This window comes from Clostridiales bacterium (assembly GCA_014799665.1).
Lineage (GTDB): Bacteria > Bacillota > Clostridia > Christensenellales > Pumilibacteraceae > Anaerocaecibacter.
In genome coordinates this window covers 72,671-99,599 of record JAAVHP010000006.1, presented here as the reverse complement: position 1 = coordinate 99,599, position 26,929 = coordinate 72,671, and the positions used below count along the sequence as shown (strand labels likewise).

The window sequence follows — 26,929 nt, the reverse complement described above, 5'->3', positions numbered from 1 at the left end:
GAGGCGAAGGCGGCTCACTGGACTGTAACTGACGTTGAGGCTCGAAAGCGTGGGGAGCAAACAGGATTAGATATCCTGGTAGTCCACGCCCTAAACGATGGATACTAGACGAGGGTGGCTTGCCCATCCGTGTCGTAGCTAACGCATTAAGTATCCCGCCTGTGGAGTACGGCCGCAAGGTTAAAACATAAAGAAATTGACGGGTCCCCGCACAAGCAGCGGAGCATGTGGTTTAATTCGATGCAACGCGAAGAACCTTACCAAGACTTGACATTGCGTGACAGCCTGTGAAAGCAGGCCTCCCTTCGGGGCACAAAAACAGATGGTGCATGGTCGTCGTCAGCTCGTGCCGTGAGGTGTTCGGTTAAGTCCGTCAACGAGCGCAACCCTTATTTCTAGTTACCAATATTAAGTTAGGGACTCTGGAAAGACTGCCGTGGATAACACGGAGGAAGGTGGGGATGATGTCAGATCATCATGCCTCTTACGTCTTGGGCTACACACGTGCTACAATGGGCGCCACAAAGAGTTGCAAAGCCGCAAGGCCCAGCCAATCTCAAAAAAGCGCTCTCAGTTCGGATTGTGGGCTGCAACCCGCCCACATGAAGTTGGAGTTGCTAGTAATCCCGAATCAGCACGTCGGGGTGAATGCGTTCCCGGGGATTGTACACACCGCCCGTCAAGCCATGGGAGTTGGGGGTACTCGAAGTCGGTCACGCCAACCTGCAAAGGAAGCGTCCGCCTAAGGTAAAACCAATGACTGGGGTTAAGTCGTAACAAGGTAGCCCTACGAGAACGTGGGGCTGGATCACCTCCTTTAAGGAATCTGCAATTAGAGCAGATACCATAAAAAAATTCAGTTTTCTCATAATCGATATAATCCGCTAAATCTATCACTGAATGTGTTGTAATCAAAAAGACCTCGTTTTATAAACGTGGTCTTTTTTGTTTTGTAATTTTAAACGCGGTTTGTAGTATTCAAAAATTTGATAATAAATGTGAATAGTGTAAATAATTTGCGCATAATTAGAAATATTTGCAAAAATACTTGACATAATTTAAATTTTTTGTTATTATTGAAGAAAAATAAGGGAGCTTGATAATTATGTCTAACAAAATATTGCAAAAATGTCCTTCATGCGGTAATGATTTGGTTATATCCGAGCTGTCGTGTAAAAATTGCGACGTGAAAGTCAGCGGCAGTTTTGAAATTGGTATGTTCGGCGAATTAGATTCGCAAGATTTTGAATTCGTTAAACAGTTTATTTTTGTTGAGGGGAATATCTCTAAAATGCAGGCTTTGTATAATGAAAGCTATGACGGTATAAAAAGTAAACTAAAAACTATTTACTTAAAATTAGGAGGGGAAATAATGGTCGATAAAAATGAATTTTACGAGATGGCTAACGGAAGCAAAGTAATTCAAACTTTACAAGACAGGATCATTGCTCATGGCGGGCAAGCGTTAATGCCAGTGCTTAAAGGAGACCCAGTTCCGTTTTGGTTATCGCCGACAAAAGGCGGCTTGGAGTCGAAAGGTTTGCGTGGTGTCGTATTAGAATGGCGTATATTCGATGCTATAGTTAAAAAGGCTGTTTCTCTCGGGGGTAAGATGTATCGAGGTGATAGTGCCGCTCATAGCGGTGCAGTGATTGGTAGCGATGAATTGCCGTTGGATACGATTGACGGATTTATTTCCACGGAATTCTACGGCGCGCACGTTGGCGATACAACGCTGCGCCGCTCTACATACTTTTCGGGTATACTTGATTGGGCGGGTATTGCGGTTAATCACAGAAGTCAAGGGCGTGGTGGTTTTATTACAATAAACCCCGAATACATGAATAAATAGGACTTTTCGATTAAGTGCTTTGTAGTTTTCGCAAGGTTGATAAGTTATAATTAGGTTAAAAAATACAAAACGAAAAAATCTCCGCAATACATGGTATCGTGGGGATTTTTCGTTTCGCTAATGTTTTCGTCTTTTGTATGTTTTTTAGCGAATAGTCTTGTAAAGCTATCGGCTCGAAGTAAATTATCGAAATAAATCAATGAACTTCTTTTTAAACCGTGGTTGCCTTACACTAATATGTTGTGCAGGTTATAAAATATTATTCGTAATTCTATTGACAAATTTTATTTTTTGATTTAAAATAAAACAAATGTTGCAAAACAAATGTTTTAGTATACAGGTTGTTTGCCTGATTAAGAGAGGTTGTTATGCCGCCTAAGGCTAAGTTTACAAGGGAAGAAGTAATATCCGCCGCGCTCGGTATCGTCGAGCAAGAGGGAGAAAAAGCGCTTACGGCGCGGTCGCTTGGCGGTGCGCTTAACAGTTCGGCGCGCCCGATCTTTACGCTGTTTTCGAGCATGGACGAGGTTTTGACCCAGGTTATCACAGCGGCAAAGTCGGTATACAAGTCGTACGTGGACGAGGGGCTTACCGAAAGCCCTGCATTTAAGGGTGTAGGCAAAAGCTATATTCGGTTTGCGAGCGAGCGTCCGCAGCTGTTTGCGTTACTATTTATGCGCGATATGCACGGCACGCCTGACGTGAACTATATTCTAAATTTAGTCGACGACAGCGCAAAAGAGATCTTGCGCTCGATAGTCGACGGCTACGGGTTCGATGAAGCGACGGCGAAAAAGCTATACGTGAATATGTGGCTGTACACGCACGGAATAGCTACGCTTATCGTGACCGGCGTGTGCTCGTTCAGTGCGGACGAGATTTCAAACATGATGACCGACGTATGCACGAGCCTTATAGTAAAATACAAAACGCAGGGCGGTAAATAGACAATGATAAAAGCCAACGGGATATATAAATCGTTCAATGGCGGCGAGCCGATATTAAAGGACGTTTCGGTCGATATTGCGGACGGCGAGTTCGCCGTCATTCTCGGCGCGTCAGGTTCGGGTAAGTCCACGCTTTTGTCCGTGCTTTCGGGGCTGGAAAAGATGGACAGCGGCACCGTGTTCTGCGACGGGCAGGAGCTTTCGGCTATGACCGATAAACAGCTCACTTTTTTCCGCCGTAAGTCGGTCGGGTTCATATTTCAGCAATATTACTTGCTCGAACACATGAACGTGGAAAACAACGTGCGGCTGGGTGCGGACCTTGCGAGTAATAAAGACTACCGCGAAACGATAGCCGCCGTAGGGCTTGCTGACAGGCTTAAAGCTAAGCCTAGCGAGCTTTCGGGCGGGGAACAGCAACGCGTGTGCATTGCTCGCGCGCTCGCCAAAAATCCGCGCGTGCTTTTCTCCGACGAGCCGACGGGCGCGCTCGACGAGCAAACGGGGCGGAGCGTACTCGATTATATGATAAAGCTCAAGCGCGAGCGTGGCTTTACCATGGTAATGGTTACGCATAACCGCAATATAGCCGAAACCGCCGACACCGTAATAAAAATGAACAGCGGAAGGATCGTCGAGGTAACGAAAAATTCGGTCGTAAAATCGGCGTATGACATCGAGTGGTGACGGGCGATGGTAATAAGTATTAAGGACGGAATAAAGCTCGTCGGTATATCGATAGTGTGCTTTTGCGCGGTGTTTGTTTGCACTTTCTTTCTTAACTATTACTGCGACGCATCGGCGCTCGGCGATACGGTGGGCGAACAATACAAGGTTTTGTACGACGCGCAAATAGCTACGTCTAAGCTTGTATGCGTGATTACTGGCGGCGTGCTTTGCCTTATCGCCGTCGGTATGCTTGCGTTTTATATTATGCTTTTCGTGGACGGCAACCGCAAGCGGTTCGGGCTACTAAAAGCGCTCGGCTACTCGAACGGGAGGATAGCCGTATCCTTTTGGGTGTTCGGGCTGAGCGTAGGGATCGGCGCGCTTCTCGGCTTTTGCGCGGGGTGGGCGATAATGCCGTTGATTTATAAAGAGCTTACGCTGGACGGTATGCCCGAGGTCGTGCCGCAGTTTCGGTTTTGGTTATTCGTTGTGCTTGTGATCATGCCGAGCGCGGTATTCTCGCTTTTGTCGTGCGGGTACGCCGCGCTTACTTTAAGGCAGAATGTGGGCGACATGCTCAAAAACAACGGGCGAGCGAAAGCGGTCAAAAGGGTGTCAGATAGGGAACGCTCGTTCCCCGTAGAAATGGCGCTGTCCGTACTGCGCAGTAAAAAATCGACGGTATTCTTTATAGCGTTTTCGTGCTTTTGCTTTTCGGCAATGGTGCAAATGGGCGCGTCCATGCGCACTCTAAGCTCCGTGACGATGGGGGTAATGATTTTATCAATCGGAATCGTTTTGGCGATCACGGCCATGATTATGGCGGTTACAACGGTTATAAATGCCAACGCGCGTAATATCTCGCTCATGAAAGCATTCGGTTATTCGACCTTTGAACGAATCGCAATACTGCTCGTCGGTTATGTTCCGTTCGCGCTGTTGGGCTTCGGGGTAGGGACGGTTTATCAGTACGGGCTGCTCAGATTGATGATGGATCTCGTATACGTGAACGTGCCTAATATGCCAGAGTATAGCTTTGACGTAGCGGCGTTCTTTATTACGCTCGGCGCGTTCATAGCGGCGTACGTAGCGGTAATGGGCTTCTACTCGTTTAAAATCTCGCGCGTGTCCGTCAAAAAGACTATGCGAGTTGATGATTAAGTTCGTGCGGCGACCTAGTTGTCGATTTGTGCGATACGTGCCACAATATAACACGCGCAGTAGCGCTGCTACGAGCGTAACATATTGTGTTCGTCTCGCACAAATCGCCGACACAATCTCGCTCGCGTCACTTAATCAGCATCTCTTATGAGCGAAGATTGATTTTCTTAAATAATTCTTACAAACATTAGAGTTTTATTAGAAATCCCCGAAAGGGGATTTTTTCTATTGACAATACTATGTAATGCGTGGTATTATGTATTCAACAGTATTGAGCTGCAATTAATGAATATTTTTGCGCACGATATCGATTATTTTTAAGGAGGGCGGCGGTGGACGTTCAATTAAAAAAAGGCTTGCTCGAACTCTGCGTATTGGCGTCGCTCAATAAAGAGGAGAGCTACGGGTACAAGATAATCAGCGACATATCGCCGTATATCGAGATAAGCGAGAGTACGCTGTATCCAATACTCAAACGGCTTGAATCTACGGGGTGCTTGACTACGCGGAGCAAGGAATACAACGGCAGGCTCAGAAAATATTACATGATAACCCAAGCGGGCAAGGACAGAATAAAAGGCTCGCTGGACGATCTGGACGAGCTAAAACGAATATACGAATTCATTTACAGGGAAGGGCGCTGATCATGACCAAGTACGAATGGGAACATGAACTTAAAAAGAATATTCACCGTTTGCCGAGCGACGAGATAGCGCGGGTGCTCGACTACTATAACGAGATGTTCGAGGACTATATCGAGCGCGGAAAGAGCGAACGCGAGATCATTCGCGAGTTCGGCAATCCCGCGGACGTCGCCGATAAAATACTGTCCGAGTACGACGGCGAGCTTTTGCCGGAGGACGGGCATATCTCAACGCCGTTCGACGAGCCGACGGCTACTAAAAAGCAGAGCGAACCCAAGAAGCCGAGCGAGCCGATCAAACAGGTTTACGACGGGATATTCGAGGGGTACGACGACAACAAGCCGGACGAATTTATCGAGGTTAAAAACGTTAAGACCAAGCCGAAGAGGGAGAGTGCGATTGAGCCCAGCGAATACGATAAGCTCTCCGAAAGCGATAAACGCAATCTTAAAGTCGCGATCTTTCTTATTATAAACGTTGTTACGGGCTTCGGACTCGTCATTGCGGCAGTGGCTTTGTGGATAGTGCTTGCGGCGTTCGTAATATCAGGGATAGGCATTGGCATAGGCGGAGTTTACTCGGTAGTCGTGGCGTGCGGACCGTTGTTCTCGGGCGCGGCAGGTTCGGGACTTGCTCAGCTCGGTATAGGCATAGCGCTTATCGGTCTCGGCATAGTGATCACGATGTTGTGCGTAAAGGGAATTAGGCTGTACGCCGTACTTACTCAAAAGCTTTTCAAAAGCATCTTCAAGGTAAACAAAAAGGAGAGCGCATGAAACGTACAGGTAAAATACTCGCCGTAGGCGTTGCGGCTTTGCTCGCCGGCGTGATAGTTTGGATAGTGGGGATGTCGATTATAGATTGGGATTTTACTCGGCTAGATTCGACAACGTATACCGCGCAATCGTATGAGTGCGAGGACGAGATCAAAAGCATAAGCGTAAACCTTTCGTCCTTTCCTCTGACGGTGACGAAGGGCGACAGCGTGGCGCTCGACTACTACGAAGCGGACAATTCCGAGGTTTTCGTAGAGGAGAATAACGGCGTGCTGTCCGTAGTGGAAAAGTACAAATATAACCCGTTTAAGAGCGGTATATTCGACTTCGGCAGGCACTCGCATAAGTTTGCCCTGACAGTCGTTTCGGGCGTTACATTCGAAATAAACGGCTTAAACGGCGATATTTCTTTCGATGGCGTAAGCTTTGACGAGTTTTCGATAAACAGTACCAACGCAAATATCGGTTTTACGAACGTCGAGTTCGGCAAGCTCAATATTGACGTTACTAACGGTGATATCGAGTTTAAAGATTGCAGGGTGGGCGAGCTGACTATAGTAGGCAAGAACACGCACTGTGAGTTCGATAGGCTAACCGCAGACAGTACGTCTGTGAACACCGTAAACGCAAATATAGATATTGAAGATTGTAAAATACAAGATTTGTTTGTGGACGCGACCAACCTCGATATTACGTCTGAGAACAGCGAATTTAAGTCGTTCGTGATCGACGGCACGAATACCGATTGCGATCTTAAAAAGGTCACGCTCGATAAGCTGTCGATCGATACGGTCAATCTTGGCGCGTATATCGAGATAGTAGGTAACGAGAGCGAGTATACCGTAAGAACGGACGGGCGCAATATGCCGCACGACCGCACGGGCACTACCGATAAGCTTATCGAACTAAGCGGTACGAACAACAGTGTTAAGCTGAAATTCGTTTGATCATCAAACAATAAAAGCAAATAAAAACGCCCGCTCTATTGAACGGGCGTTTTTGTATATTAACGTAAAGGTTTCTTGGTTACTTCTTTGTCTAAAGAAGTAACTACTCGGTTTTGGGTTTTTTGGTGTAAGACTTTTTGGTGGGCTCTTTTACTTCGGTGGGTTCGGTCGCTTGATCGTCTGCGACTTTGCCGAGGTAAGTGGGGAGCTCCATGCCGTTCATCTTGAACAGCTCGTTAAGCGGCGGAACTGCGCCGAGCATACCCGAAAGGAAGTTTGCCGTCGTCGGCTGACCGTCTTTCATGCTGTCCCAAACGGTGACCTTGTCGATTTTGAGGTTCTTGATTGCGTCGACCTGCATGGCGACGAGGTTTTGAATCTTGTCGGCGATAAGCATTTTGACTGCGTCGTCGCTCTTACCACCCGATTTTTCGATGATCTTTCCGAAACCTTCGGCTTGCTTGGTGAGTATTTCGAGTTGACCCTTAGCTTCTGCAACTTTCTTGGCGTAGGCGGCGTCCGCTTCACCTTGTGCTCTGCGGCGAATGCGTTCGGCTTCGGCTTCCGCTTCGATTTCCGCTTTGCGTTTTTGGATTTCGGCGTTTACGAGAACGTCAGCTTCGAGCGTTGCGCGTTCGCGCTTGGCACGTTCCAACTCGGCTTGCTGTTCGGCTTTATACGCTTCCTCGTTGGCTTTCGCTTGAGCAATGAACTCGGCCGATTGCGCTACGCGGTTGGCTTCCGCTTCCGCTTCGCGAAGTCGGGCGTTGGATTGACTGACCAAAACTTTGGATTTGTTCTCGCCGTCGATAGCCTCGGAATTGGCGGCGGCGACTTGGATACGTTCGTCCTTGTTGGCGTTTGCTTCGCCGATCGAACCGTCGCGGTTCTTTTCGGCAACCGATTTTTTAGCGTCGTTGATAACCTTGGCGGCGGCTTCCTTACCGAGCGCGTCTATATAGCCGGACTCGTCGTTGATATCGGTTACGTTAACGTTGATAAGGCGAAGACCGATCTTTTTAAGCTCGCCCTCGACGTTGATGGAAACCGCTTCGAGGAACTTGTCGCGGTCGGTGTTGATTTCCTCGATATTCATGGTCGCGATGATCAAACGGAGCTGACCGAATATGATATCTTCGGCAAGGCGTTGAATTTCGTTGAGAGGAAGGGAGCGCAAACGCTCGGCGGCGTTTTGCATAACGCCGTTTTCCGTCGAGATACCGACGGTGAAGCGCGACGGAACGTCTACACGAATGTTCTGGCGCGACAGCGCGTTTTTAAGGTCGACCTGAATGGATATGGGGGTGAGGTCGAGGAAGCTGTACGACTGGATGAACGGCCATATAAATGCCGCGCCACCGTGGATACACTTGGCAGAGCGTGCCGTGCCGTCGGAGGCTTTGCCGACTTTACCGTATATGACCATGACTTTGTCGGACGGGCATTTTTTATACCGCGCCGCGACGGTTGCGATGAGCAGTATTATGAGCAGTACCGCGACTACCACAACGGCGACAATGCCGCCTACTGCGCCACCGGAGAGGGAAGAGAAACAGGTTTGCATAATTTTAACACTCCTTTTGTGTATTTTTGACTGTGATTAGAGTTTGTATGTTATCAACCGGAAATTTACGTTAGTTTTTTTCAATCGTTATCGACGGTTTTTTGTACTTTTCGACAAGAAGTATATTGGCGCCGATATGCTTGACGACTTTGATTTCGGACGCTGTGGGCAGCGGCTCGGTGCTGTCGGTAACGGCTTGGTACTCGGCATAGCGCTCCTGAATAAGGATGTTTATCTTGCCGTAGCCACTGCGTGACGGGGGAACGGTCAGGTATACCGTGCCTATCGTGCCGACCGCGTTTTGCGGATTGAGGTTGCCGCTACTTTGCATCTTTTCCATGCCGATTATCGCGCCTGCCATACCGCACGCCGCCGCGAACCCGCAAACGAGCGCAACCGGCAGAGCTACGTACCAGCCCATAAAATAGCAAAGCGTGTAAGCGAGCCAGCCGCCGACTGCCGCGAAGGCTATTATCGACCTAAGGCTTAAAAGGCGCAAGCCAAACGCTGCGATACCGCCGCCCGAAACTTCGCTGTCGGTTCCGTCACCGCCGCCGTCGCTCATTCCGTCGCTTCCGTCAGTAACGCTTCCGCTCGGAACGTCGAAGTCGAGCATACTGCCTCCGCCCGACGATACGTCTGCGTCGGTAAGACCACCACCCGAAATATCGCCGTCGGTAAGTCCGCCACCGCCGATATCGCCGTCGGTAAGACCGCCTCCGCCCGTTACGTCCGCGTCGTTGCTGCCGCCCACAAGCATGAGTATTATTTGCACTATAAGCACCGCGGTCGCGGCACACGCAATAATGAACGCTGCTTGCTGAAACGCCGACATACTATTCCACCACATTGCACGTCTCCTTTTTTGATAATCGAAATTATCAAAACTAATTATATCAAACTCGGTACTGTTTGTCAATACACAATTATTATACTGACCGTAAATAAGAAATAGATTACAGAAAGATTAAAATCAGATTAAACCGATATTGACATTTTTATCGGGGTAGTGTAAAATAACCGTATAGTGAGAACGCTTTTTTTAAGACCCAATAAGCCCGAGCTTCGCCCCGAAAAGTTTTCGCGGCGTGTTTACTGTGCAGACGGCTACCGCGCAGAGATCGTGCGCCGACCGATAGGCAAGTTTTTTGTCGGATGGGGAATAGCGTTATGTGTTCTTCTTATTCCACTCATTGTAATGCTCGATGTGCGCAAAGACCCACGCGTTGCCGAATTTTGGACTACTCATATCCAAGCGGGTTGGGAAAGCTTTACAGGGCATTTGACGAGCTTTTTGCCGTGCTCGGTGCTCGAATTGTTGATCGTATCGGGAATAATGCTCGGCGTGTTCTTATTGGTAAGAGTGTTTATTAATTTATGCAAGGGTAGGTTTAAGAGAATAGCGGTGGGCTTAGTAGTTATCGCTACGTTTGGCGCGTACTTACTCAATTTATATATAATGTCTATGGGGTTCGGGTACTACCGCGCCGAAATGCCCGTGCCGCAAACCGAAAACAAATACACGGCGTCGCAAGCTCGAAAAGTAGTCGAATACTTTTTAGCCGATTATAATAGGCTTGCGAATAGCTTGGAACGCGATGAAAACGGTTGCGTTGTTTGCCCGTATGCGTTCGGGGAGCTTGCCGATATTATGGTGGAAGAGTATAAGCGGCTCGACGCGCCTTTCTTTAACGGGTATTTTGCGAAATATACGCCTACGGCCAAGCCTGTCGTAAACAGCTGGTTTTTATCCGATATGCTCATAACGGGTGTAACGTTCTTACCGTTTGGCGAAGCGACGCTCAATGTTGCCGCGCCGCCCACTACGATAACCTCTACGCTCGCGCACGAGCTTGCGCATACCAAGGGTGTTCAGCGCGAGGGGGATGCCAACCTTTTGGCGCGGTATATTCTTGTTTCGTCCGAGAACGATTACTTGCGGTATTGTGGGTATTACGCTTCTTTCGATAACTTGTTATCTGCGCTTTCGCTCGCGGGCGACTGGCAGAGCTTTAACGAATTGGGTGTACAAATAAGCCCGCTCGTGGCCAAAGAACGCAGGTACGCAAATGCGTATTGGAATTCGCAGCCCGATATAATAGGGCAGATCGCCGAGTTCTTTAATAACCTTTATCTTAAATCCAACGGTGCGGAAAACGGCACCGGCAGCTACGACAACGGTAATAAAGGCGAAGTCGTTACGCCTATCAATCCGGATACGGGCGAACCGGAAAAAGACCCCGACACAGGCGAGATCGTGCGCGAGATAGAATATTCGCAAGTGCAAAAAATGTACTTTAAAATATACGAAGAAATTAGAAGTTACGAATTATAAAAGCACTTTCGGGTCGTACTCGGGTTTTTTGAAAACGACTTCGTCGGGCTTATCGGCGATTTCGGTTTTGAAAACTTCCTGCCACTCCTCGGCGTCGTAGTCCTCGATAGTGCAGGTGATCCAATGTTTGTCTGCGCCGAGATCGCGCGACAATACCTCTACGAGATCGCGGGCAAGCTTTTCCTTTTGCGCCTGCGTTCTTCCCGCAAGCATTTTTACCGAGATATTAGGCATGGTCGTGTTCCTCCGTGCTTTTTGCTTTTTTATTGAGCGGCGGTAATAACCGCAGTTTGGTCAGTAACGGTATCATCATTACGGTGACGACTATGTTTATCGCGCCGACCGCGAGTTGCAGTACGCGCGACGCCCCTACGTATACCCAAAACCCCTTTTCGAGATATGATTTGAGATGCAAGTAGTATCGACACCACCACCATATCGCAAACGAGTCGAATAAGAGGGTAATAAGCAAGGTACATGCTATCCCCGCAAACAAAAACTTTGCGATGTAGTTTTTTACGGGGAAATACTTAAAGCATAGCCCTGCGATCACGCCGTATAATGTGCAGCCGAGCGTCAGTAAAGGATTGAGCGCGCCCATAGGGAATATGATCGCGCCGAGAACGTCGGACACGAAGCAGACGATCCCGCCGCCGACGGGACCGAGCACTGCGGCGGAGATAAGCCATACCACGTAAATAGGCGTTATCTTAAAGTTGGGCGTCAGCGTGAGAAATTGACCGATAAATTTCATCACGAGAGAAAGCGCGGCGAATACCGCCGTGTACGTGAGCCATTTTGTCGTTCCAAACTTGATTTGCTGCGAACGGACGTTAGACTTTTTTCTTATGTCCGGAGTCGCAATTTCCTGTTGATCGTTGATCAATGTCGGGCTTCTCCTTTTATTACGGGTGAACGTTGTCCGAAATGCGCAATCTTGCTACCGTTTTGCACGGATAAATGCGTTGTTTCTCCTCGCCGTAGCGCTGCTACGACTTCGTCGAAACGCCTTTTTACCGTGTAAAACGCCGACGCAATCTTTGCGTATTTCTCCCAACCTTCACCCTTATTTTATTAATTTCATTATAGCATACAAGATATGTAAAGTAAAGTCTTTAAGACTGAGCTTTTTTAATTTTTCCTAACTTTTTAAATTTAGGGTTGTGCCGTTTTTTCTTCTTGTTTATATTCACGTCGAAGTCGATCGCGCCGAATATGACCGCAACGAGCGCGGCGAAGCACACGCCACCTATGCCGGAAACTATTATCGGCAAAACGTTACCGGGGATAATGTTATAAACGTAGCGCGTGAACAGCCATGCGGGGTACGCGCCCGCCACGCAAATAAGAAGCGGCTTGAAGAAGGTCAGCTTCATGCCCGTGCGGCGTTTTATGTCTATCACGTCGAGAGTCGCCGAGGTGATAAGGCTTACGCCGAACGCCGCCATGAATACGTCCATATTGAAGCGCGAATAGAACGCGAAGCAAATTATATACATGACCACCGCGCCGATAAGGTAGTTTATGAGCGATTTCTTTTCGAGGTCGAGCGAGTTGAGCATGGACGACGCTATGTTCTCGAACGACAGCGGCAAGAGCAGCCACGCCGATTTTCTCAGGAATATGCCTGCGTCGGTATTGTTGTAAATGAACGTGCCGAGCGGCCCGCCGAGCGCGATATACACGGGCAGGACTATCGCCGCGACGATCACCGAGAACGAAAGCGCGCTCTCTATCTGGCGGCAGGTGCTCTTTTTATCGCCCTTGGCGTACGCTTCCGAAAGGGTGGGGATCATGACGAACGCGAGCGAGCCGACCACCGTTATGGGAAGATACAGTAGCGGCAACGCCATGCCCACGCACGAGCCGAAAACGTACATCGATTGCTCGGTGTTGAGCCCGCTCGTCATGAGTAAAAACGGTATTGCGATCGCTATTATGTAGTTATTCACGCTCGAAGTCGTGCGCGACAGCGTTATGGGCAGCGATGTCGTTATGAGCGGTTTTAGTGTAGATTTGGGGCTTTTAAGCTTCCGCTTGCCGCAGAAGTAGAATATAACGCAGGCGAGCGCGGACACGAAGCACGCCACCGACATGGATAGGGCTACTGCGTTTATTTTGTTCTTAAACAGGCTGAACAGCGCAACGCAGCACACTATGCGCGCTACCTGCTCTATCAACTCGACTACGCTTACCGAGGTGAATTTCTTTTCGCCCCAAAGCACGCCGCGGAACGCCGAGTATACGCCAGAAAACACAAGCGCGGGCAGCATGATTATAACGAGCGTCATGGATTGGCTGTCGGCGAAAAGCGCGCCTATCGGTTTTTGGAATATCAAAACGATACCGCACACGACGAGCGATATAATGAGCTCGAAAATGAGCGCCGCCGAGCAAAGACTGCCGCCCAGCGATTTATCTTTGGCGGTCAGCTTGCTTACTACAAGCGGAATGCCCGAGGTCATGAGTGTGAGCAGGACGAAAAAAAACGACGTCGCCACCGAGTAGATACCCATGCCGACAGCGCCTATCTGCCGCGACAGGTAGATTTTGAATAAAAAGCCGAGCGTGCGTTCCACGAACGTGAACGCGGTCAGCGTGAAAACCGCCTTAACCATTGATTTCATACCGTTATTTTATGTCGAGGTATGGCGTAAAATGATAGAAAAACGGCGTTAGGCTTGACGTAAGAGCAGTCGTTGTCGCCAAAGACTTGATTTATTCGGCATAAACTGATATAATATAATTGTGAAACTATTCACTTCTTCTATTGTAAAGCGGTTGGCAAGGCTCTTTGCCGTCGCTTTCATATTCGCTCTGTCCGTTTTTACTTTAACGGGGTGCGACGAGGAGATTTGCATTTCGCTCAATTGCGAGAGTGTTTTTATGACGGTGGGCGAAAGTCGAGACTTGCTCCCGTACGTTTCGTTTTCGGACTTTAACGCCGATAAAGATATAACCGTTTTTTCAAACGACGAGGATATAGCGTCGGTTAGCGGCAATCGCTTGACCGCGCGCAAAAAGGGCGAGACCACGGTCGATATTTACGCCTATGATAACTGCGTAACACTGAGCGTTTCGGTCGGGTATATGCAGAGCAGCAGCTTGTCCGTCGAAGTGACCGATCAATACCAAACGGTCGACCCGCTTACCGAAAAGCCGAAGCCCGTTACGTTTAGGGCGTATGTAGACGGACCCGACCCCGATACCGTAATAGAATGGACGGTTGACGACAAGGCGGCGGGTAGCGGTGAAACATTCGAGTTTACGCCCAAAGGTTACGGCGAATACACGGTAGAGGCTTCTGCCGACGGCATTACAGAAAGCAAGCGTGTGGCGATGTATTATCCGTCGTTTGTCGACGCGGCCGTTTCGGGTGTTCTCAGTCAGACCGACGGCAATTTTTCGCCCGTGATCTTTACTGCGCGCGAATTCGTAGCGCCGAGCAACTATCCCTCGGTATACGAGTGGATGGTGAACGGCGAGGTGTGCGGCGATAAAAGAATCTTTTCGTTCACGCCGGAGAACGCGGGCGAGTACGAGGTGACGCTCAAAGTTAACGGGCTGTCGCGTAATTTCGGCAAGGAGAAAAGTGTAAAGATAACCGCATCGGGCGGGCGCGCGCCGACGGGCGAAGTTGTGTTCGACGAGGAGGACAGCGTATACTTAAAGTGGCGAGATAACGGATATATCGTGCGCGCGTCCGTTTTCTGTCCCGACGGAAGCCGAGTTAATATAGATAGGTCTGACGCGCAGAACTCGTACCGCTTCGAGAAAGGCGCGCTTAATCTTGACGGCATTATAGAGGTGTGCGCCGCCGAGCCGTCTTCGTACCGCATAGAGATTGTTGCGGACGGTAAGACCGAGGTTAAGTTCACGCAGTATCCCGCCATAGCGCAGAAATTTTTGGACGAAACGGTGCTCGCTCATAACGGATTTATATCTGATACTGCCGACCTCGAACGGTGGGTGCGCGAGGTGTACGCGTGCGGCTCGAAGCACGCCGAATGCTATTTGTCGCGCGGCGTGATAGGCTCGGAGTTGACGGTTAAAAACCAAGCCGCGGCGTTGGGTTTGACGGTAGTAACGCGATTAGACGGCTCTAAATTGATCGTCGATTTCGGAGACTATCATAACGCGCCGAATACCACCGAAAAATCAAGCGAGATTTATCAATTATATTACGAGCTTCCGCACCTGGAATACGATAAAGCCTATCTTCGCGGCAAGAGCTTTATTATGCCAATAGACCGTCGCCGCGGTGGGGTGGAAGTTAAAACCTCCGAACAGCTTTTGGCGGTCGCGCTCGACGGCGGACGACCGTTACCTACAGAGAACAGCACTGCTGAAATAATAAATAAAGCGGTGCGGAACGTTCTACTCGGCATAGTTGCGCACGATTACACTCAGGCGCAAACGGTTCACACGATATACGACTGGTTGCAGTGGACTACCGTGCATTCTTACTCCACGGACAAAGGCTCTTCGTCGAGGTTTTTGGAAGGGGCGTTCGGAAGCGCGGAGCTTACCGTTATCGTTTCGGACAGACCCGCGCTGACGAGTGAGGGCATGGCGAAGGCGTTTGCATTTATGTGCCGTATGGAAGGGATAGAGTGCGATATTCTTTATACCTATAAAAACAAAACGCCGTACTATTGCAATGCGCTCAATCTAGACGGAGCATGGTACTACGTGGACGTGTTCGGCGGCGAGGTCGAGAGTGACGAGCTGGGAATAAAACGCTCGGGCGAATATACCTCACACCGCGGGCTGTTTATGCCTGTAAACTACGCCGAAGATCTCGGTATCGATGTTGAGCTAACGCCGCTTGACGCTTACGACGAGGGGCTACTCGTATACATAGAAAAGAAAACTGACGGCGATTTTGTATACGATAAATTCATAGAGTACGAAGATATAGAACGTGGCGAAATAAAGGCGGCGGTGATCGACGCATTTTCGTCGATCCCCAAGACCGAATTTTCCGTAATTACGGTAGGTAGCATAATTACGAATACTGTAATGACGCACGGCGTAGAGTTAATGATAGATTGGTATCTCGACATTGTCTACGATGACGAGCTTAGGGGTGAGATAGAGAAAGAATTGCAAAAAGCGGTGGACGAGTTCGCCATTAAAACATACGGTAAACGCTTTCCGACCGTGTCTGTGTATTTGGTTGGCAACGTGCTTTACGTCGGCGCAACGGTAATGCGAACGACTTTTACCGGCAGGTGATAATGATTAAACGAAATATATTTAACAAAATAGTTTGTATAATGCTTGCGGCGGTTTTGCTTGCGTGCTCGTCGGCGCTTGTCGGGTGTTCGTTGCTCGGCAGGACGATTTTCGGCGAGGAGTACGTTGAGTTTACACAGAGCATGATCACGCTCGAAGTGGGCGATACCTGCGATTTGACGAATTTGATCGACAGCAGTTCGAGCTCATACAGTCTTACCTCATCCGATAAATCGGTCGTTACTATAAAGGGGCGCACTGCCACCGCAGTTGCCGAAGGCACTGCCACTGTTACTGCGGCATTGGATTTTTATACGGCTAAGCTTATCGTAACGGTAGTGTCCGCCGAGCCTGTCGACGATTCCGTGTTATCCTTCGAATTTGATAACCAATATCCGCATTTTTATGTGAACTACGATTTGGAAGGAAGCGCTGTGGTGCAAATAACGTTTCCGAGCGGAGAAACGCAGGAGTATTCACAAGAAGACCCGCGCTATTCCTCTCTTTTCGACGACAAGCGGTTTGACGCGGGTGAGTTCGTTTCCGCGTGCGCAAGCTCGCTTGTGCAAAGCACATATAAGTTTCAAGTCAAATCGTTGGGAGACGGTGATGAGCTTGCCGAGAGTGAATATTCTGAGTCTGTCGAGTTCAAGCAGCTCCCGTATGCGGCGCGGACATATATTCAAACGATAGTCGGCGGACGAGATCTGTATATTACGAGCGAATATGAATACGCAGAGCTTGCCGAGTATTATATTATCTTCCGCGACAAGAGCGGGCGAACACCCGTCAAGATAGAATTCGATTGTTATTTGGGCTTTAATTATTTCGGTAAGCCCGCGGATATTTGGAATAAAGCTTTCCACGTTGCGGCGACGAGCGGAAACTATTCCGATATAACGGTCACGCGCGATGGCAACGTGCTCCATTCGAGCTGTAAGGTCGATACGGTAAATAACCCGTCGAGGTACGCGGTGACTGCACTTAATAAAAGCAAATTGCCTTCTCAGCTTCACGCCATACTTCCGCATATCAATTTCGAAGAGAGCAAGTACCGCGCCGACGATCACGAGTTTGCCATAGACAAAATTTCGCGCACCGAAAGCGTCGAATACAGCGACGAGCTGTATTTGGTGGCGGAGCGCGGCGTTCGCCCAATTGCCAAGGTCGGCTCGTCTGCGGCTGTTATTTACTCGCGCGCACGCGAGATTTTGAGAAAAATTTGCACCGACGATATGACCGATATTCAAAAGGCGCACGCGATATACGATTGGATAATCTGGCAGGTGACCTACGATACGCCCGCCACGCAAATCAGAAACGGCGAGAAGTATTCGGCGTACTATATGGAAGGCGTGTTCGGCGACGGCACGCTCAGTATAGACGGCGTTAAGTATCCGCCGTACGCGGTTTGCGACGGCATGAGCAAGGCGTATTCGCTCATGTGCAATATAGAGGGCATACCGTGTGTGCGCGTTGTGGGCAGTGCGGGTAGTTCTTTGGCGAACGCGGGCGGGCATGCATGGAACAAGGTGTTCGTAAACGGAGAGTGGTATATCGTCGACTGCACGTGGGGCGACAGCGAGGGTACGCTCACGCTCGACGGAGCGCGGCAGGCGACCTACGAGCTGGGACTTCACGATCATTTGTTCTTGACCGACGACGAGGTCAAGGGCAACCACTTCGAGCCGTACCAATCGAACGATACGACTCTGGTATACGCGCCTAAGACGACAACGCAGTCGTACAGCGTTTACGAGGATATGACTGTAAACGGCACGGCTGTGAATTGCTTTGTAGCGCGCACCGAAAACCAACTTGAACGCACCCGTCAGATTGCGACCGAGTTTGCAAAAGCGTATAAAAAAACAACCTCGATAACCGTGCCCGGCTGTGCCGATAACGGCGTTTGCCAAATAAGCTATCAAGGTATAGACATAAAATACGAAAGCGGTATAACGCTCAGCGACAGAAACCTCGAAGCGGCGGTTACGTCGGCTATTCGTTCGGTGCTCGGAATTGTTTCCGTAAAGGTCGCTGTGACCGACGACGTAGCCGTAGTATTAATTAAGAATTAAGAATTAAGAATTAAAAATTAAGGATAAGCTTTATAGTTAAAGCTTGCTTACGGTTTGGAAAAACGTTCTTTCGGGTTCACGCCAGCATATCTCGTCGTGAACCCCTTTATTATTCATAACGGTGGTAATATTTGTTGCGCCGCTCGACCGCAGGGCGTTGGTCAGTGTGAACGCATCGTCCACGAAAAGCTGCGGGATACGCGCCGTGATTTCCTTATCGGGAATTTCGTCGAGCGCTTCGCTTCCGCCCGTGTACACGAGATAGTGCGGTTCGGCAGGGAAAGGCTTGGTTGCGAAAAACTCGCCGTATGCTTTGTAGGAGACGAACAGCGGCGTCGAAAAAAATCCGTACGCTTTTATGCGTGCGTTCTTTCGCGCCGCTATTGCGATATTGGCAAGCGCGCCCGAGCTCGACCCGAGCATGGCGTAAAACTCAAACCCGAACCGCTTGTCGAGATAGGGTATGACTATTTTTTCGATATAATCGGCGTAAATATTTGCTTTGCCGCCGTAGGGCTGTTCGCCGTATTCGCCGATCTCGTTGGGAAAGGGCAAATAGTCGTCTTCGCGCGTGGTCGTACTGTCTATCCCGATGATTGCAATGTTCTTAATTTTAAGCTCTTTAAGAATATCGGTCGACCGCCAGGCTTTTTTGTAGGTGGCGGTTTGATCGTCGAAAGCGTTTTGCCCGTCGTGCATTATCACCGCGCGCGTGGCGGACTTAGGCGCGTAAATGCGCACGGTTCGCGCGAACGCGCCCAAGGATAATACGGCTATCTCGTAATTGCGTTTCATAGTCACCTCTACCGCATTATAGCTTAAAGGCGCGTATTTGTCAAGGTGTATTTTCGGTAAAAATAATTGACAATTATACGATTTGTATGGTATGATATTACTACAACAACTAACGGAATAATGGGTGGTATGAAAATACATCTTGACGAAAAATCTGCCAAGTTTATAAGCGAGCTTGGCGATAAAGTGTACGTGGTCGGCGGCTACGTGCGCAATAGCTTGTGCGGCTATAAAACAACGGATATCGATCTTGCGGGTCCGTTGCCTGCGCTTGCACTCAATCTTCCGCCGCGCACCACCATGAATATGGTCAACCACCGCATGGGCACGGCGCAGCTTATTTGCGACGATATAAAGTACGAGTACACGCCCTTCCGCGTGGAAGTATACAACCAAGGCGGCGAGCACACGCCCGCGCACGTCAGCTTTACCACCGACATGACAGCCGACGCCGCGCGGCGCGACTTTACCTGTAACGCCGTGTACTACGACGTTAAGCGCGACGAGATCATCGATCCCTTGGGCGGCATACGCGATATAGAGCAAAAGATCCTGCGCGGATGTCACAAGCGCGTGTTCGAATCGGACGGACTGAGACTGCTTAGGCTTGTGCGGCTCGCCGCCGAGCTTAACTTTAAAATAGAAGGCGAAACGGCAATGTCGGCAAAAGCGAACAACGCGCAGCTCGTAGATATAACCAGCGAGCGTAAGCGCATGGAACTTGATAAAATTCTCTACGCTGACACCGCCAACGACGTCAAGAGCGCGCAGTATCGCGGACTACGGCTTTTAAAACAGCTCGGGCTGTGGGAAAACCTCATTCCCGAAATCGCCGCCATGAACGGCGTGACCCAGCCAGAATTGTACCACAAGTACGACGTAATGGAGCATACGTTCAAGTGCGTGCAGTACGCTCCGCCCATTCATAACCTAAGACTCGCTGCGCTCCTCCACGACGTAGGCAAGCCGTTCTGCATCAAGAAATTCGGTAACTTCCACGGTCACGAGAAAAGCTCCGGCATAGCCGCAAGGATAATTCTCAACCGCTTGCGATATCCCAACGACGTTATAGAACAGGTCGTAAGGTTATGCTCGCTGCATATGTACGATATGCGTGGTGACGCTAGGGAAGCCAAGATCCGCATATTCGTCGCGCAAAACTACGACGTACTGGATAAGCTCGTTGCGCTCATAAAAGCAGATAAGCTCGCTACCGGCATGGTCGCGCCCGACGAGGTCGAGGGCAAGCATAGGTTTGAAATCGTGCGTGACAAAATGATAGAGGAGGGCGCGCCCATACTCAAAAAGCAGTTGCGCATTTCAGGCAAAGACCTTGCTGATATGGGCTTCGAGAGCGAGGCTATCTCGGCTGCGCTCGAAAGCCTGTGGCACGACTGTATCATCAATCCAAGAAACAATAACCCCGACTGGCTGTATAAAGTCGCACAGCGACTACCCAAAAAGCCTAATAGGTAACAGGACACAGAGCGTAGGGTACAGTTTGAGATAATTAAAAATTACGCATTAAATATACAAATATCGACATACTAATTTCGATGAAAACAGTAGCTCGGTATTACATAACGCTTATGGTCGCGGCGGTTATCGTTTGCTTGGTGTGCGCTTTTACAACGAGCGCGCACGCCGACGTAGAGTCGCAGCCGAATAACTATACCACGGTCACCGTCAAGACGAGTGACCGTGATTTTACGTACGTGGACGAGCCGATAACGGCGTCGGACTTCACTGTCGCCGAGCAGATTGAGCTGAGACGGATAAACGCGCCGCTCGATCAAAAGCTCATACTGGTCGATACGTGTTTGGAAAAGGGCGCGGACTATAAGGCGGCTCTCGAAGTATGTTTCCCGCGTCTTATAGCTGCGGTGGACAGTGCGGCGGAATACTTGTATAAGCCGCCCGTCGACGCGCAAACGGTGTATAAGGGCAACGGCAGGTTCGCCGTAACGCCCGAGGTAACGGGCAGAATGCTCGACGAGAAAAAGCTTTACGCGTCGCTGTATTGCGCACTCAGGTTTTCGGGTGGCGGCGAGGTGACGGCGCATACGCTTCCCATCGAGCCGAGCGTCAAAAAAGCTGAGCTCGAAGCGAATATATTATTCCGCGGCAAGTACACGACGGAGTACTCGACCTCTACGGAAGCGCGTGCGCATAACGTGTCGCTTGCGCTTTCCAAGTTCGACGGCGCGGTTATCCCTGCGGGCGGCACGCTGTCCTTTAATAAAACGGTGGGCGCGCGCACCGAGCAAAACGGTTTTAAGAGCGCGAAGATAATCGTTGACGGCAAGTACGTTGACGGCGTGGGCGGCGGGGTGTGTCAAGCATCTACCGCGCTGTATAACGCCGCGCTCGTTGCGGGACTTACGTGCAGCGCCAACGCGCACTCGATATGCCCCTCATATTGTCCCGCAGGACTTGACGCCATGATAAGCGGCATGAGCGATCTTGTTATCACAAACACCACCGCGCACGACGTGTATATTGCGGTGAACGTTGCGAACAAGCGCGGCACAGTTACAGTGTTCGGCGAAAAGAACGAGTACACCATCGTGCCCGAGAGCGTGATAGTAAAAACGGTCAAGCACGAGGAGAGCGAGCAGGTCGATACCGAGCATAAATATTTCGACTCAACGGCGGTCAGCGGCGATAGGGCGTTGGTATCGCCCGGCAAGGACGGCGTGGTGAGCGAAACCTTTCTTAAATATTATAAGAACGGAACGATGGTAAAGCGCGTAAAAATAAGAAGTAACGAGTATAAAGCCGTTCCGCAAATTATTGCAGTAAACCCTTAAATTATCGAAATAACCGACTTTACTCCGTATTACCAAACACTTGACAAAATTTAAGATAAAAGATATAATCAAGACTATAAGAATTTACGGAGAAGCGCATGAATATATCCGGAATGACCGACGCAGTGCTGCCGCTCACAAAAAAGCAAAAATGCATTAGCAATATCGTTATGGGCGTGCTGCTGACGGTTGCGGGAATAATACTTGTTCTTGCGGGCACGGGCGTGATAAACGCAAGGGTCGGCGAGATCGCCGCACCTACGATATTGTTTGCGTTCGGCGTAGCCGTGCTCGTCAGCGCGATCATTGCCAAGAATGCGCTGTCTATGTGGCTGGCGGGCGTGATAATAGCGTGCGGTATTCCGTCGCTCATTACGGCAACGACGCCTTTAACGATGGCGCAGGTCTATCCCATATTCATGGCCGCGCCGGCAATAGGGTGCGTTTTTTCGGTATGGTTCTCGATCGCCAAGTTTCCACAAATCAAGGCTATATTATTTTTCGGCGTTATCGCCGCACTGTTTGCGCTTGCGAGCTCGGGCGTGGTAGGCTACGGGCTTGCGGGCGGGCTCGTCGCGGCGTATTTCGGTTTATGTGTGATCGCCGTCGGCGTTCAGGCGTATTTCAATAAGGATAAGGATGACAATGCGTAATCTCACCATGATGACCGACCTCTATCAGCTTACGATGATGGACGGTTATTTTTTAGAAGGAAAAGCTAACGATACGGCTGTGTTCGACGTGTTTTTCCGCCAAAAGGACACTATCAATTACGCGGTGTTCGCGGGGCTCGATCAGGCTATCGATTATATCAAGAATCTGCATTTCTCCAAGGAAGATATAGATTACCTGCGCTCGCTCGGTATATTCGACGGCGCGTTCTTGGACTATCTCAAAGATTTCAGGTTTACGGGCGATATGTACTCGGTGTGCGAGGGCGATATCGTGTACCCGCAGGAGCCTATCGTCATTATAAAAGCTCCGCTTATCGAAGCGCAGCTTATAGAAACGGCGCTCCTAAACATTATAAGCCACCAAACGCTTATTGCGACCAAGTCGGCGCGTATCGTGTCCGCCGCTAAGGGCAAGAGCGTGGTCGAGTTCGGTCTTAGGCGCGCGCAGGGTCCCGACGCGGGCATTTACGGTGCACGGGCTGCGATAATAGGCGGGTGCAACGGCACGAGCAACGTTTTGACGGGACAGATGTTCGATATACCCGTAAAGGGCACGCACGCGCACAGCTGGGTCATGAGCTTCGACAGCGAGCTCGACGCGTTTCGCGCGTTCGCGAGAGTGTACCCCGATACTTGTCTTTTATTGGTCGATACGTACGACACCATTCAGGGAATACGCAACGCCATAACGGTATTCAACGAGTTGAAGGCGGCGGGGCATAAGCCGATAGGCATAAGGCTCGACAGCGGCGACTTGGCGTATCTAAGTAAGGTCGCGCGCAAGATGCTCGACGAGGCGGGATTCCCAGACGCAATAGTCATGGCTTCGGGCGATATCGACGAATACCTGCTGGCTTCGCTCGATAATCAGGGCGCGAAAATCGATATGTACGGCGTGGGTACAAAGCTTATTACGAGCGAGGACACTCCGTCGCTCGGCGGCGTGTACAAGCTGTCGGCGATAGCTAAGAACGGCGGCAAGCTCGTTCCGCGCATGAAGGTGTCCGACAGTATGGTCAAGGTCACCAACCCCGGGCTTAAAACCCTGTACAGAATATACGACAAGAAATCGGGCATGGCGTTTGCCGATCTTATTGCGTTGAAGGACGAAAAGCTAGATAAGCCGCTCGTTCTCACGCACGAAACGGAGCGGTGGAAAACGACCACGCTCGACGATTACGACGTGCGGTGTATGCTGCATAAAATATTCGAAAACGGAAAGAATGTATACAATAGTCCCGCGCTCAGCGATATAGTCAAGTTCGCCGAGAGCGAGCGCGCCAAGTTCTGGGACGAGTACAAGCGTATAGACAATCCGCAGATCTATAAAGTCAATCTTTCTGACGGGCTGTACGAGCTAAAACATAAGCTGTTAAAAGAGCATAGAGCTAAGCATTAGAAATACATAAGCCTACAAACTTATCAAGCGGGTAATAATGGACGATAAAAAGAAATATAACAAGACCGATTTCGATAACTACGCGCTATCGGTGCGGCGCGAGTACGAGCAGACGCTTATGCGGCAGCGCGAACGTATAGACGAGCTCAAAACCGCGCTGTCCGCCGCGGAGCGTAAGATCGCCGAGTACGAGAAGCAAAAGGAGCTTGTTTACAAGGCAATAACCGCCGCGCTCAAAAAGGCGGACGATATCGAACGCGTGTCGCTTATTAAATACAATCAGGAGATCGCGCAGTTAAAGAGCTTCCACGATAAGTGGGTGGGCTATTTTAACCGCATACTCGCGGCGTACCCGCTGGACGACGAGCTCGCCGCGGCAAGCAAGGCGGGCGGCAAGATCGCCGAGGTGCTCGATAGAGCAGGGGATATAGAAAAACAGTACGCCGAGGAACGCGACCGTTTAATGACTTCGCTCGAAGACGAGGACGGCGTTGCCGCAACCGAACAGCAACCGCGTAAAAAGGATGATTACGCCGACCGTTCGCCCGCGGGCTTTTCCATCGCGGAAGCTTTGCATCCCAAAGAGGATCTAAAAGATATTATGCGAGAACTCGGAATAATTATAGACGACTAACTTACTTCTTTGAAAAGAAATATGCAAGAAACTTTTAGTGTCGTGTGTATGCTTACGTTATTTATTAAGCGTTACGCCGAGTAAAATTGTGTCTAGTAGTAATAATAATAAAAAACGCTCTCGGTATCGAGAGCGTTTTATGTTTATTAGGGTAGAAGATTATTCGGCTTTGTCCTCGGCGGGAGCTTCGGGTTTTTCTTCCTCGGCAGGCTTTTCCGCTTTCTTGGATTTTTTGGGAGCCTTTTCCTTTACGGGTTTTTCTTCGGCTTTTTCCTTGACCGCCTTTTTCTTCTTTTGCTCGTCCTTTTCCGCCTGCTTTTCGGCTTGCTTGGCGCGGAACTCGGCGCGAGCGGCGTCGCGGGCTTCTTTTGCGGCGCGCGCTTTCTCGGCGGCGATCGTCTTGTTGTCTTTCTTGACAACGATGGTTACTTTGCCGCTCTTAATGTCGCTCAAACGCTTGCTGAGCGCCGATTTCTTGTTGGCGGCGGCGTTCTTGTGAAGTACGCCTGCGGTAACGCCCTTGTCGATTATAGACATGGTGATGGGAAGCAAGCGCTCCGCTTCTTCGAGGTTGGCGGAATCGATTGCTTTATTAAACGCCTTGATGGCGTTGTTGACTTTACTGCGGTCTGCGCGATTGCGAGCATTCTTCTTCTTCGTAATAAGTACGCGCTTTTTCGCGGATTTGATGTTGGGCACGGTAATACTCCTTTGTCGCTTTTTTCTATTTGCCATAAGATTATACCACAGAAATTATAAATTTGCAACTGTTTATCGTTATGCGATTAAAAAAAATTCGTTATACAAACACTATTTTTATGGATAACGGCAAGATTTACACCGATATGGCGGTCGAGTTCTATAAACACAAGCACTCGCGCGACGACGGTATTATCAAATATTACCGCGTGGAAGTGGATAACGACATGGCGGTGCGGCTCGGCAAGCCGTGCGGTAAGTATTCAACATTCGAAACTCCCGCCGTCATTACCGGCGATGTCGATAACTACGGCAGGGTGTCGGACGCGCTATGCGGTTGCTTTAAGGAATACTGCAAGGGCTTTAAAAAGATCCTCGCCGTGGGGCTGGGCAATCCCGATCTTACCGCCGACGCGCTCGGCGATAGGGTGTTTAAGCGGCTGACCGTCACACGGCATAAGAATCCCGATAAATACCTTTGCGCGCTCACGCCCAACGTGCTCGGCATGACGGGTATAGAGAGCTTCGATATTATCGCGGCTGTGACCGAGCGTATTAAGCCCGACGCGGTAGTGGTCGTCGACGCGCTCACCGCCGCCGCGTCGCCTAGGATCGCTACGGCGTTTCAGGTGACGGATAGCGGCATTACGCCCGGCAGCGGCGTGGATAACCACAGACAGCGGTTGGACGAAAAATCGCTCGGCGTGCCCGTGATTTCGGTGGGCGTGCCGCTCGTCGTATACTCGTCGACTATCGCGCGCGACTTCTGCGGCGAGGATATGCCGAGCGGCGTCGATATGATAGTGACGCCTAAGGACGTCGATATTCTCGTAGAGGACTGCGCAAAAATAATCGCGGGCGCGATAAACGAAGCGTTTGCTTAAACAGGGTACAGGGTAGGTATTAAGAACTTGTCGGCGAATTAGAGCATATATAGGGTTTATGCGAAACAATCCTATTGGTGTGTTCGACAGCGGCGTGGGCGGACTGAATGTTCTTAAAAAGTGCGCCGAGCTTATGCCAAACGAAAAGTTTATATATCTCGCGGACGAAGCGAATATGCCGTACGGTGTAAAACCGCCCGAGGAAATCAAGCGTTACGCTTTGCATTGCGCAAGCTTGCTGTTCGCCATGAACTGTAAAGCGCTCGTTATTGCGTGCAATACGGCGACGGTGACGACGATCGACTGTATCAGAACGTTCTATCCCGATAAGATAGTGATAGGGCTCGAACCCGCCGTAAAGCCGTGTTTTCGCGAGCTCGGGCGGGACGGATACGCCGTTGCGCTCGTCACCGAAGCGACTAGTAGATCGGCCAAGTTCAATAGGCTTATAGAAGAAACGGGCGGCAGGGTGAAACCGCTCGCGCGGAAAGAACTGGCTAAGCTTATAGAGGACAATTCGAATAATATAGAAGCATTGCGCCCGCATATCGCAGAAATCTTCGAACAATACAAAACAGCCGAAGCGGTTATCCTCGGCTGTTCGCACTATACATATATTACGAAATTGATATCCGATTTTTACGGTGGAAAAATAAAAATCTACGACGGTGCTACGGGCGAAGCCGAACGGCTTAAATACTGCCTTGCCGTCGCCGAGCTAAACGCCCCCGCAACAGATAAGGGCAGCGTTAGGTTTTACTCTACCGAAAAGATAGGCGATTAAATCACCCCGCAGGAGTCGATCCCCGCGCCCCTGTTTTAA

24 protein-coding genes and 1 rRNA gene are annotated in these 26,929 nt (G+C 49.9%); 18 read left to right on the top strand and 7 right to left on the bottom strand.

All coding sequences use genetic code 11. The features are described from left to right. From HDT28_02700 to HDT28_02665, 8 genes are all read left to right on the top strand, one after another. A 16S ribosomal RNA gene (locus HDT28_02700) occupies nt 1–825 on the top strand; the annotation flags it as partial. A 280-nt stretch (nt 826–1,105) separates the two neighbouring features. After that, complete coding sequence (locus tag HDT28_02695) at nt 1,106–1,852, top strand: DUF2089 domain-containing protein (GenBank protein ID MBD5131491.1); 747 nt, start codon at nt 1,106–1,108, stop codon at nt 1,850–1,852. A gap of 368 nt (nt 1,853–2,220) precedes the next feature. After that, nucleotides 2,221–2,799, top strand: a complete 579-nt coding sequence (locus tag HDT28_02690) for a TetR/AcrR family transcriptional regulator (protein MBD5131490.1) — start codon at nt 2,221–2,223, stop codon at nt 2,797–2,799. 3 nt (nt 2,800–2,802) lie between these two features. After that, entirely contained in the window at nt 2,803–3,486 is a 684-nt protein-coding gene (locus tag HDT28_02685; GenBank protein MBD5131489.1) for an ABC transporter ATP-binding protein, read from the top strand. Nucleotides 3,487–3,492: 6 nt separating this feature from the next. Then, complete coding sequence (locus HDT28_02680) at nt 3,493–4,629, top strand: ABC transporter permease (protein ID MBD5131488.1); 1,137 nt, start codon at nt 3,493–3,495, stop codon at nt 4,627–4,629. Nucleotides 4,630–4,961: 332 nt separating this feature from the next. Further along, nucleotides 4,962–5,273, top strand: a complete 312-nt coding sequence (locus tag HDT28_02675) for a PadR family transcriptional regulator (GenBank protein MBD5131487.1) — start codon at nt 4,962–4,964, stop codon at nt 5,271–5,273. A gap of 2 nt (nt 5,274–5,275) precedes the next feature. After that, on the top strand, nt 5,276–6,049 hold the full coding sequence (locus HDT28_02670; protein ID MBD5131486.1) for a DUF1700 domain-containing protein: 774 nt from the start codon (nt 5,276–5,278) through the stop codon (nt 6,047–6,049). Further along, the gene (locus tag HDT28_02665; protein MBD5131485.1) at nt 6,046–6,996 is read left to right on the top strand and encodes a DUF4097 domain-containing protein; all 951 of its coding nucleotides are present in this window, start codon (nt 6,046–6,048) and stop codon (nt 6,994–6,996) included. Before HDT28_02670 ends, HDT28_02665 begins: the two co-directional genes overlap by 4 nt. A gap of 103 nt (nt 6,997–7,099) precedes the next feature. Here the strand turns inward: HDT28_02665 and HDT28_02660 are convergent, their stop codons facing one another. Together HDT28_02660 and HDT28_02655 are read right to left on the bottom strand one after the other, a co-directional pair. Beyond that, on the bottom strand, nt 7,100–8,560 hold the full coding sequence (locus tag HDT28_02660) for a flotillin family protein (protein MBD5131484.1): 1,461 nt from the start codon (nt 8,558–8,560) through the stop codon (nt 7,100–7,102). A gap of 70 nt (nt 8,561–8,630) precedes the next feature. After that, nucleotides 8,631–9,410, bottom strand: a complete 780-nt coding sequence (locus tag HDT28_02655) for a hypothetical protein (protein ID MBD5131483.1) — start codon at nt 9,408–9,410, stop codon at nt 8,631–8,633. A gap of 177 nt (nt 9,411–9,587) precedes the next feature. Between HDT28_02655 and HDT28_02650 the strand changes: the two genes are divergently transcribed. Continuing rightward, the gene (locus HDT28_02650) at nt 9,588–10,895 is read left to right on the top strand and encodes a DUF3810 domain-containing protein (protein MBD5131482.1); all 1,308 of its coding nucleotides are present in this window, start codon (nt 9,588–9,590) and stop codon (nt 10,893–10,895) included. Here the strand turns inward: HDT28_02650 and HDT28_02645 are convergent. The 3 genes from HDT28_02645 to HDT28_02635 form a co-directional block, all read right to left on the bottom strand. Further along, entirely contained in the window at nt 10,890–11,129 is a 240-nt protein-coding gene (locus HDT28_02645) for a 4-oxalocrotonate tautomerase (protein MBD5131481.1), read from the bottom strand. The two genes, HDT28_02650 and HDT28_02645, sit on opposite strands and share 6 nt — an antisense overlap. Continuing rightward, nucleotides 11,122–11,781 (bottom strand): folate family ECF transporter S component, encoded by a 660-nt coding sequence (locus tag HDT28_02640; GenBank protein MBD5131480.1) that lies wholly within the window; start codon nt 11,779–11,781, stop codon nt 11,122–11,124. Before HDT28_02640 ends, HDT28_02645 begins: the two co-directional genes overlap by 8 nt. A 229-nt stretch (nt 11,782–12,010) precedes the next feature. Then, the gene (locus HDT28_02635) at nt 12,011–13,522 is read right to left on the bottom strand and encodes an oligosaccharide flippase family protein (protein MBD5131479.1); all 1,512 of its coding nucleotides are present in this window, start codon (nt 13,520–13,522) and stop codon (nt 12,011–12,013) included. 121 nt (nt 13,523–13,643) lie between these two features. On the opposite strand from HDT28_02635, the gene HDT28_02630 reads away from it, so the two are divergent. Both HDT28_02630 and HDT28_02625 read left to right on the top strand, forming a co-directional pair. Beyond that, nucleotides 13,644–16,133, top strand: coding sequence for a hypothetical protein (locus HDT28_02630; GenBank protein MBD5131478.1), 2,490 nt, complete (start codon nt 13,644–13,646; stop codon nt 16,131–16,133). Between the two features lie 2 nt (nt 16,134–16,135). Further along, nucleotides 16,136–18,211 (top strand): hypothetical protein, encoded by a 2,076-nt coding sequence (locus HDT28_02625; GenBank protein ID MBD5131477.1) that lies wholly within the window; start codon nt 16,136–16,138, stop codon nt 18,209–18,211. A gap of 36 nt (nt 18,212–18,247) precedes the next feature. Here HDT28_02625 and HDT28_02620 read toward each other — a convergent pair whose 3' ends face one another. Further along, entirely contained in the window at nt 18,248–19,006 is a 759-nt protein-coding gene (locus HDT28_02620) for a hypothetical protein (GenBank protein MBD5131476.1), read from the bottom strand. A 129-nt stretch (nt 19,007–19,135) separates the two neighbouring features. Between HDT28_02620 and HDT28_02615 the strand changes: the two genes are divergently transcribed. The 5 genes from HDT28_02615 to HDT28_02595 all read left to right on the top strand — a co-directional run bounded on the left by HDT28_02615 (nt 19,136) and on the right by HDT28_02595 (nt 24,523). Further along, complete coding sequence (locus tag HDT28_02615) at nt 19,136–20,482, top strand: CCA tRNA nucleotidyltransferase (GenBank protein MBD5131475.1); 1,347 nt, start codon at nt 19,136–19,138, stop codon at nt 20,480–20,482. Between the two features lie 80 nt (nt 20,483–20,562). After that, nucleotides 20,563–21,816 carry a hypothetical protein gene (locus tag HDT28_02610; GenBank protein ID MBD5131474.1) on the top strand — a complete coding sequence of 418 codons (1,254 nt, stop codon included), beginning with the start codon at nt 20,563–20,565 and terminating at the stop codon, nt 21,814–21,816. Nucleotides 21,817–21,914: 98 nt separating this feature from the next. Continuing rightward, the gene (locus HDT28_02605; protein MBD5131473.1) at nt 21,915–22,469 is read left to right on the top strand and encodes a hypothetical protein; all 555 of its coding nucleotides are present in this window, start codon (nt 21,915–21,917) and stop codon (nt 22,467–22,469) included. After that, on the top strand, nt 22,456–23,889 hold the full coding sequence (locus HDT28_02600; GenBank protein ID MBD5131472.1) for a nicotinate phosphoribosyltransferase: 1,434 nt from the start codon (nt 22,456–22,458) through the stop codon (nt 23,887–23,889). The genes HDT28_02605 and HDT28_02600 overlap by 14 nt, the downstream gene beginning before the upstream one ends. Before the next feature lie 37 nt (nt 23,890–23,926). Next, a complete protein-coding gene (locus HDT28_02595) occupies nt 23,927–24,523 on the top strand; it encodes a hypothetical protein (GenBank protein ID MBD5131471.1) in 597 nt (198 codons plus the stop codon). A 159-nt stretch (nt 24,524–24,682) separates the two neighbouring features. Here HDT28_02595 and rpsT read toward each other — a convergent pair whose 3' ends face one another. After that, complete coding sequence (gene rpsT, locus HDT28_02590; GenBank protein MBD5131470.1) at nt 24,683–25,222, bottom strand: 30S ribosomal protein S20; 540 nt, start codon at nt 25,220–25,222, stop codon at nt 24,683–24,685. Nucleotides 25,223–25,341: 119 nt separating this feature from the next. Between rpsT and HDT28_02585 the strand changes: the two genes are divergently transcribed. Beyond that, the gene (locus HDT28_02585) at nt 25,342–26,106 is read left to right on the top strand and encodes a GPR endopeptidase (protein MBD5131469.1); all 765 of its coding nucleotides are present in this window, start codon (nt 25,342–25,344) and stop codon (nt 26,104–26,106) included. A gap of 58 nt (nt 26,107–26,164) precedes the next feature. Next, nucleotides 26,165–26,890 carry a glutamate racemase gene (murI, locus tag HDT28_02580; protein MBD5131468.1) on the top strand — a complete coding sequence of 242 codons (726 nt, stop codon included), beginning with the start codon at nt 26,165–26,167 and terminating at the stop codon, nt 26,888–26,890. The last annotated feature ends 39 nt before the right edge of the window (nt 26,891–26,929 follow it).